The organism is Synechococcus sp. R5-15 (assembly GCF_047462035.1).
Classification (GTDB): Bacteria; Cyanobacteriota; Cyanobacteriia; order Thermostichales; family Thermostichaceae; genus Thermostichus.
On sequence record NZ_JANSIK010000031.1, the window covers coordinates 21885 to 27924 of the forward strand.

General features: G+C 59.3%; 4 protein-coding genes. 2 read left to right on the forward strand and 2 right to left on the reverse strand.

Annotated features, from left to right (window positions below):
- Window positions 1-39 precede the first annotated feature (39 nt).
- Entirely contained in the window at window positions 40-1563 is a 1524-nt protein-coding gene (locus NW839_RS03335; protein ID WP_414343926.1) for a S10 family peptidase, read from the forward strand.
- A 370-nt stretch (window positions 1564-1933) separates the two neighbouring features.
- On the opposite strand, the gene NW839_RS03340 is transcribed toward NW839_RS03335, so the two are convergent.
- Window positions 1934-3910, reverse strand: coding sequence for a protein kinase domain-containing protein (locus NW839_RS03340; RefSeq protein WP_414351231.1), 1977 nt, complete (start codon window positions 3908-3910; stop codon window positions 1934-1936).
- A 141-nt stretch (window positions 3911-4051) separates the two neighbouring features.
- Here NW839_RS03340 and NW839_RS03345 point away from each other — a divergent pair, with 141 nt between their 5' ends.
- Window positions 4052-4933 carry an inositol monophosphatase family protein gene (locus tag NW839_RS03345; RefSeq protein ID WP_414351233.1) on the forward strand — a complete coding sequence of 294 codons (882 nt, stop codon included), beginning with the start codon at window positions 4052-4054 and terminating at the stop codon, window positions 4931-4933.
- Here the strand turns inward: NW839_RS03345 and NW839_RS03350 are convergent.
- The gene (locus NW839_RS03350) at window positions 4888-5871 is read right to left on the reverse strand and encodes a glycosyltransferase family 2 protein (RefSeq protein WP_414351237.1); all 984 of its coding nucleotides are present in this window, start codon (window positions 5869-5871) and stop codon (window positions 4888-4890) included. The genes NW839_RS03345 and NW839_RS03350 overlap by 46 nt on opposite strands.
- Between the last annotated feature and the right edge of the window lie 169 nt (window positions 5872-6040).

The window sequence follows — 6040 nt, forward strand, 5'->3', positions numbered from 1 at the left end:
TGTGATTCACTGGGGATCAGACTGCGGATCCCTGTTTTCATGGCTACTGAATCTAAGCCCACTTCCCCCCTCTCCTCCACCGAGCACAGGTTTACGGCTGGAGAGGAGAGCTTTACCTACAGAGCGCTGGCCGGTTGGCAGACCCTTTTCCAGCGGGAAAAGCCGGTGGCCGAGATCTTTCACGTCGCCTATCTAAAGCAAGACTCCGCCTCTCAGCACCGCCCTCTCACTTTTGTGTTCAACGGTGGGCCTGGGGCAGCTTCTGCCTACCTGCACATGGGAGCGCTGGGGCCCAAACGGATTTGCTTCGGGCCCAACGGCAGTTTGCCCCCCTCCCCGGTGCGGCTGGTGGACAATGCCGAAAGCTGGCTGCCCTTTTCCGATCTGGTCTTTGTCGATCCGGTGGGGACGGGGTTCAGCCGCGCCCTGCCCAAGGATTCTCAAGACCCCAAAGATTCCCGGGAGAAATCCGATCCGGCATCCAAGCCCCCTCAGCCGGATGCTAAGGCGGAGGAGCCTCCTAAGGAATCGCCCTTCTGGGATGTGGAGCGGGATTTGCAATCCTTGGGAGAATTCATTCAGGGCTTTCTTTCCCGATACAAACGCTGGCTTTCCCCCATTTTCATTGCCGGCGAGAGTTACGGTGGGTTTCGGGTGGCGCGGCTGGCCAAGGAGCTGCAATCCAAGTTTGGCGTGGGCCTGTCGGGGGCCATTCTCATCTCGCCTGCGATTGAGTTTGGGTTGCTGGAGACCAACGATTACAACCTCAGCACCTGGGCAGCCCTTTTCCCTTCCTATGTGGCCACAGCAGCCCATCATGGACGGTGTGGCTGGGGGGAGGATTTGCAGATCCTGCTGCCCAAAGCAGAACACTTTGCCCGACAACGTCTGCTGCCCCTCTTGGCCATGGGGGAGGCAATGCCAGAGGCAGAACGGCAAGCGGTGTATCAGGAAATGGCAGCAGGGATCGGCCTATCTCCAGAATATGTAGCCCACAAAGGCGGGCGGATCGATATCGCCAGTTTTGCCCGCGAGCTGTTGCGGTCGCAGCGACTGGTGCTGGGGCTCTACGATGCTTCTGTAACCACGGTGGATCCCTTTCCGGATCGGCCTACCTTCGAGGGATCCGATCCCACCTTGGATGGGATCGATCGCCTGTTCACGGCAGCCATCAACAGCCACTTGCGAGAGACCTTGCAGGTGGAAACGGAGTTGACCTATCACCTACTGAACCTGGAGGTGTTCAAGTCCTGGCGGTTCACCCCAAAAGGAGAGTTTAAGCAAGGATTCATCGGGGCAATGGACGAGCTGCGCAGCAGCATGGCCCTCAACCCCCACATGCGGGTGAGCATTCATCATGGCTTTTACGACCTGGTCACGCCCTACTTTGCCTCGAATCACCTGGTGGATTTGATGAAGTTGGATCCGCGGTTGAAGGCCAACCTCACCCTACGTCATTATCGCGGCGGACACATGTTCTACACCTGGGATCCCTCGCGATTGGAGTGGTTTACAGAAATGCGTGAGTTTTACTCGAAAACAGCTTCCAGCTCAGAGTCATAACATACTCGCCGGGCGAGGATTCTGGTTCCTGGTTTTGCAGCAGCACTTATAGTCAATTCAAATGGCAATGAGACACTAGCCGGTGCAATAGCTCCGCTAGAAAGTTCCTCTATAGCGTGCATCCTTGCCCTCTTGAAATTTAGGCCAGGACAGTGGCCCACACCCAAAACGTTGCATGCACAGGGCCATAGAGCTTTTCTCAGTAGCTCAAACGACCCTACTCCCTACAACCAGTCGCGTAGCTCTGAGCTGGGGATCTCACGGCGCTCCCCGGTAACCGTGAGAAAAATCGTGAGAAAAATAATGAGCGGTTTTGATTCCTGTCTTTCCCTCTTCTTGAGAGAGAGAACTCAGATGGGATCCCTGTGGGCTAAGGGGCTTGTTGTTGATTTTGAACAGTAGGGATCCGGCGCAAATTCAAAAGCACCATTGCGCTGAGGGGGCGCGTGTTGGCCAGTAGCCCCACGATCAGCAGCAGCCAACTGTTCAAGGTAGTATTGGCCAGCAGCCAGCCCATCAACAGAGCCGATCCTGCCCCTTCGGCAACTGCCGCCAAGAGCCAAGCCCGGCCACCTTTCCAGCCCTGAGACCACAAGGCCCATTGCAGCCCACCAACGCCGACCCCCACCAGCAAACCGCGCAGCGCATCTCCCATTGCCTGCAAGACATTTTGGAGCCAGGGATCCGTCGGGTTAAAAGCAGAGGTTGCTACCCCCACCTGGGGAGCGAGGAAATCCGCCGCCGCCCAGCCCAAAGCCGTGGCCAGCAAAGTTGCAGCCACCCATCCCACCGAAACCTGCCGCCGCAACACCGCCCACTGCAGCAGCCCCATCAGCAAGCCAAGGCCGGCTCCAGCCACCGCTTCTTGTAGCGATCCCAAAGCCGCCAGCAGAGGCGCTGATGCCCCCAGCCCCAGGTAGCCGATCCCAGCCGCCCCCAAATTGGCCAAGAGCCAACTCAACGCCGACCCTTTGCCCAGGCGGGGTGCATTCAGGGGTGCATCCAACAGATGAGAGCCGGACTTGCTGTTGACATGTTCCTGCCCAACCTTCTGTTCCACCTCGCGCAGCCCCTGTTCCGCTGAAGGGTTACCCGGCTCCAGCCGCAGCACCCCTTGATAATCCATCTGGGCAAGGCCCCAATGTCCCTGCCGTTGGTGGGCCAGGCCGCGGTAGAGATAGTAGCGGGCTTCGTTGGGGGCGCTCTGGATCAGCTCATTGAGCAGATGGACGGCCATCTTGTACTCGCCTGCCTCGATCAGGCTTACCGCCCGTTGTAGCTTTTCTTCCTCGTCTGGGGCGGCTCGACCCATCGGCTGTTGGGAAGTCGGCTGGCCAAATCCGGTCGGGATCCGCTGGGGACGAACACCTGGAGATGCAGGAGATGAACTTGAGGGGACGAACGGGGCAGGAGGGGCAACCTTGTTTCCATAGACAGCCTGTAGCTGCTGGCCGAGCACTTCCATGTTGGCCGGGCGGAGGGCAGGGTCTTTCTCTAGGCACTGGAGGATGACCCTCTCCAGAGCAGCAGGGATGGGGTGGGCTAGCTTGTGGTCTTGGAAGGGGCGGGGCTTTTGAAAGTTGTGGACGTGGTACCAGCCTTGCAAGGTGTCGGTATCCGGCTCGAAGGGCAACGCACCAGTTAACAGCTCGTACAGCACCACCCCCAGGGAATAGATGTCGGAGCGGCCATCCAGCTTTTCTCCGCGCATTTGCTCGGGCGAGGCATAGACCATCGTGCCCAAAAAATAGCCCGTCTGCGTCAGGCCACGAGAGGTCTCCCCCATGAGCTTGGAAATGCCGAAGTCCAGGATCTTGACCCGCTCTTTCCCATCGGGCCCTTTCTGCACAAAGATGTTGCTGGGTTTAATGTCGCGGTGGATGACGCCGCGAATGGAGTGCTTGCCCAGATCCATCTGAAAGTTGTGGGCGTGGTGCAGGGCAGAGCAAATTTGCAGAGCCAAGTTCACCACTCGCTCTGGGTGCAAGGGGCCTTCCCGAGCCAGCACATAGTCCAACCCCTGGCCGCTGTAGGGTTTGGCATTCAGGTACTCCATCACCAGATAGGGCTGGTTTTGGTACAGGCCGTAAGAGCGCACCTGCACGATGTTGGGGTGCTCGCCCAACAGAGCGCTGACCCTGGCCTCATCCATGAAGCGTTGCTGCAGTTGCTGGTAGTACTCTGGGCCCATGTCCGGGGGCGGCGGGCGCAACAACTTGACGGCCACCAGCTCGTCATTGAGCTGGGTATCCACCGCCTCGAACACATTGCCGTAGCCACCCTCGCTGATGTGGCGGGTCAGCCGGTAGCGGTTGCCAATCAGTTGTCCAATCAGGCGCTGGTTCATGGAGGAGGGCGGCCAGCTGGGGAGTTTACCTATGATTTGATTCTATTCAGCTTATGGGCCTAGAACCTGCTTGTGAGGGATCCGCTGCCATTGCGACCCCTTTTCCACCCCAAAAGCCAGGGATCCCGCTAGGATTGGGGCATGAGTGCTCCTTCTGCAACTGCTGCTCTATCCCCTTTCTGGCTGGAGGTTACCGAGTTTGCCTTGCAGGCTACGGCCAGCGTGGGATCCCAGCTCTTGGCAGACTTTGGCCAGGCCCACCCTACGGTTCGCGCCAGCGGGACGGAGTCCTTAAAAGCCGACGGCAGCTTGGTAACCTCTTCCGACGAGTGGGCGGATCGCGCTTTTCAAGGGGCCATTGCCGCTGCCTACCCCGATCACGGTTATCTGAGCGAGGAATCCAACCACATTTTTCCCGAGAAGGAGTGGTGTTGGGTAGTGGATCCTTTGGATGGCACCACCAATTTTGCCCGTGGGATCCCCATTTGGGGCAGCTCCTTGGCTTTGCTGCATTGGGGCGTGCCGGTGTTTGGCTGTGTCCATCTGCCGCCCATCCGCCAGACTTTTTACGGTTATTGGCCTCGGTTTCCTGGGGATGCAGCAGCAGGAGCTTTTCTCACCCGCCACGACCGGGATCCCGCCTGTCCCCAGCCAATCCGTCCTAGCACCGCCTCACCCGGCCCCAACCAATTGTTCAATTTCTGTTCCCGCAGCAGCCATTGGATTAGCCCGCAATTCCCTTGCAAAGCGCGGATGTTGGGGGGCGCTGCCTACAACCTGCTGGCGGTGGCCGGTGGCAGCCTTTTGGGGGCGGTAGAACGCTCGCCCAAGATCTGGGATGTGGCGGCAGTGTGGGCCATTGTCAAGGGGGCCGGCGCCGTTTGGGAACCCCTGAGCTGTGCCGATCCGGATCCCGGCCAGCCTCTCATTCCCGGCAAGGATTATGGCCGACTCACTTACCCCGCCCTGGTGGCAGCTCAAGCCGAGTGGATCCCCTTATTTCGCGCCTTCATCGCTCTGTAGCTTTCGTAAACGGCCTGCACGTTGTACCAGTTGAGGAAAAAAATCCGGCACAGCTCCAAGGCCAACTGCGAGCGGCCATGCCGGATCAACCAGCGCAGCAGCGGTTCCACCCGCTTCTCGTTCAGCCAGCCCCCCAGGGATAAAAGCCCCCACAGGAATTGGTGCAGGGGCGTCAGTTGGATCATCAGGCGCACGGCCCAGGTGGGGTGTTTTTGGTAAAAGAGAATGCCCATGCGGCCCCGCTGCCGTTCCCGCTCAATCAATCCTGGGATCTGCTGCAGCTCAAAGGGCGGATGCCAGTGGTAGCCGGTGGCCTGGGGGCACTTGACCAGGCGCAGGCCCAAACGTTTTAGCCGCACCCCCAGCTCCAGGTCTTCCCAGCCGTAGAGGTGAAACCGCTCGTCAAAGGGGCCGGCGGGGGTTTCGCAGGCCAGCTCCAACCAATGGCGGGCAATGGCCACGTTGCCGGTGGCGAAAAAGGCTGCCGAAAAATCGGTGGGCTTGAAGGGTTCGGAGCGGGGATCCTGAAAATTGCTGGTGTTGATCACCCGCCCGTAGGTGAAGACCTTGGCCTCGTGGGGGGAGCGGGGATCCCCTGTGACGCCGTGCCGCCGCAGCATCTGGGCGTGGCTGGCCAAGAAGTGATCCACCACCACCAGGTCGCTGTCGATAAAGACGATGAGGGATCCCTGGGCGTGGCGAAACCCCAAGTTGCGGGCAGCGGCGGGGCCACGGTGCTCCTGCTGCAACAGTTTCCACTGGGGCAAGCCGATGGGGTTGTTCTGCAGCCATTCCACTGTGCCATCGGTGGAGCCGTCGTCCACCACCACCACCTCGTAGCCCTCGTAGGGGCCGGGCTGCTGCTGCGCCAAGGCCCGCAGACACTGCTCCAAAATGGGACGGCGGTTGTAGGTGGGAATGATGACGCTGATGTACACCGGGGATCCCTGGAGATGGCCGTGCAACCTTAGAGCAAAAGTTGAGCAAAACGCTTCAGGGAGGAGGGGTTCGCGCTGCCTGTTAGGCTAGAGGGCTTTTAGGAGCATGACTCTAGTCAATAATAAGCTCAACTATACTGAAAATAATGTATAATATGTTCAGTACGGA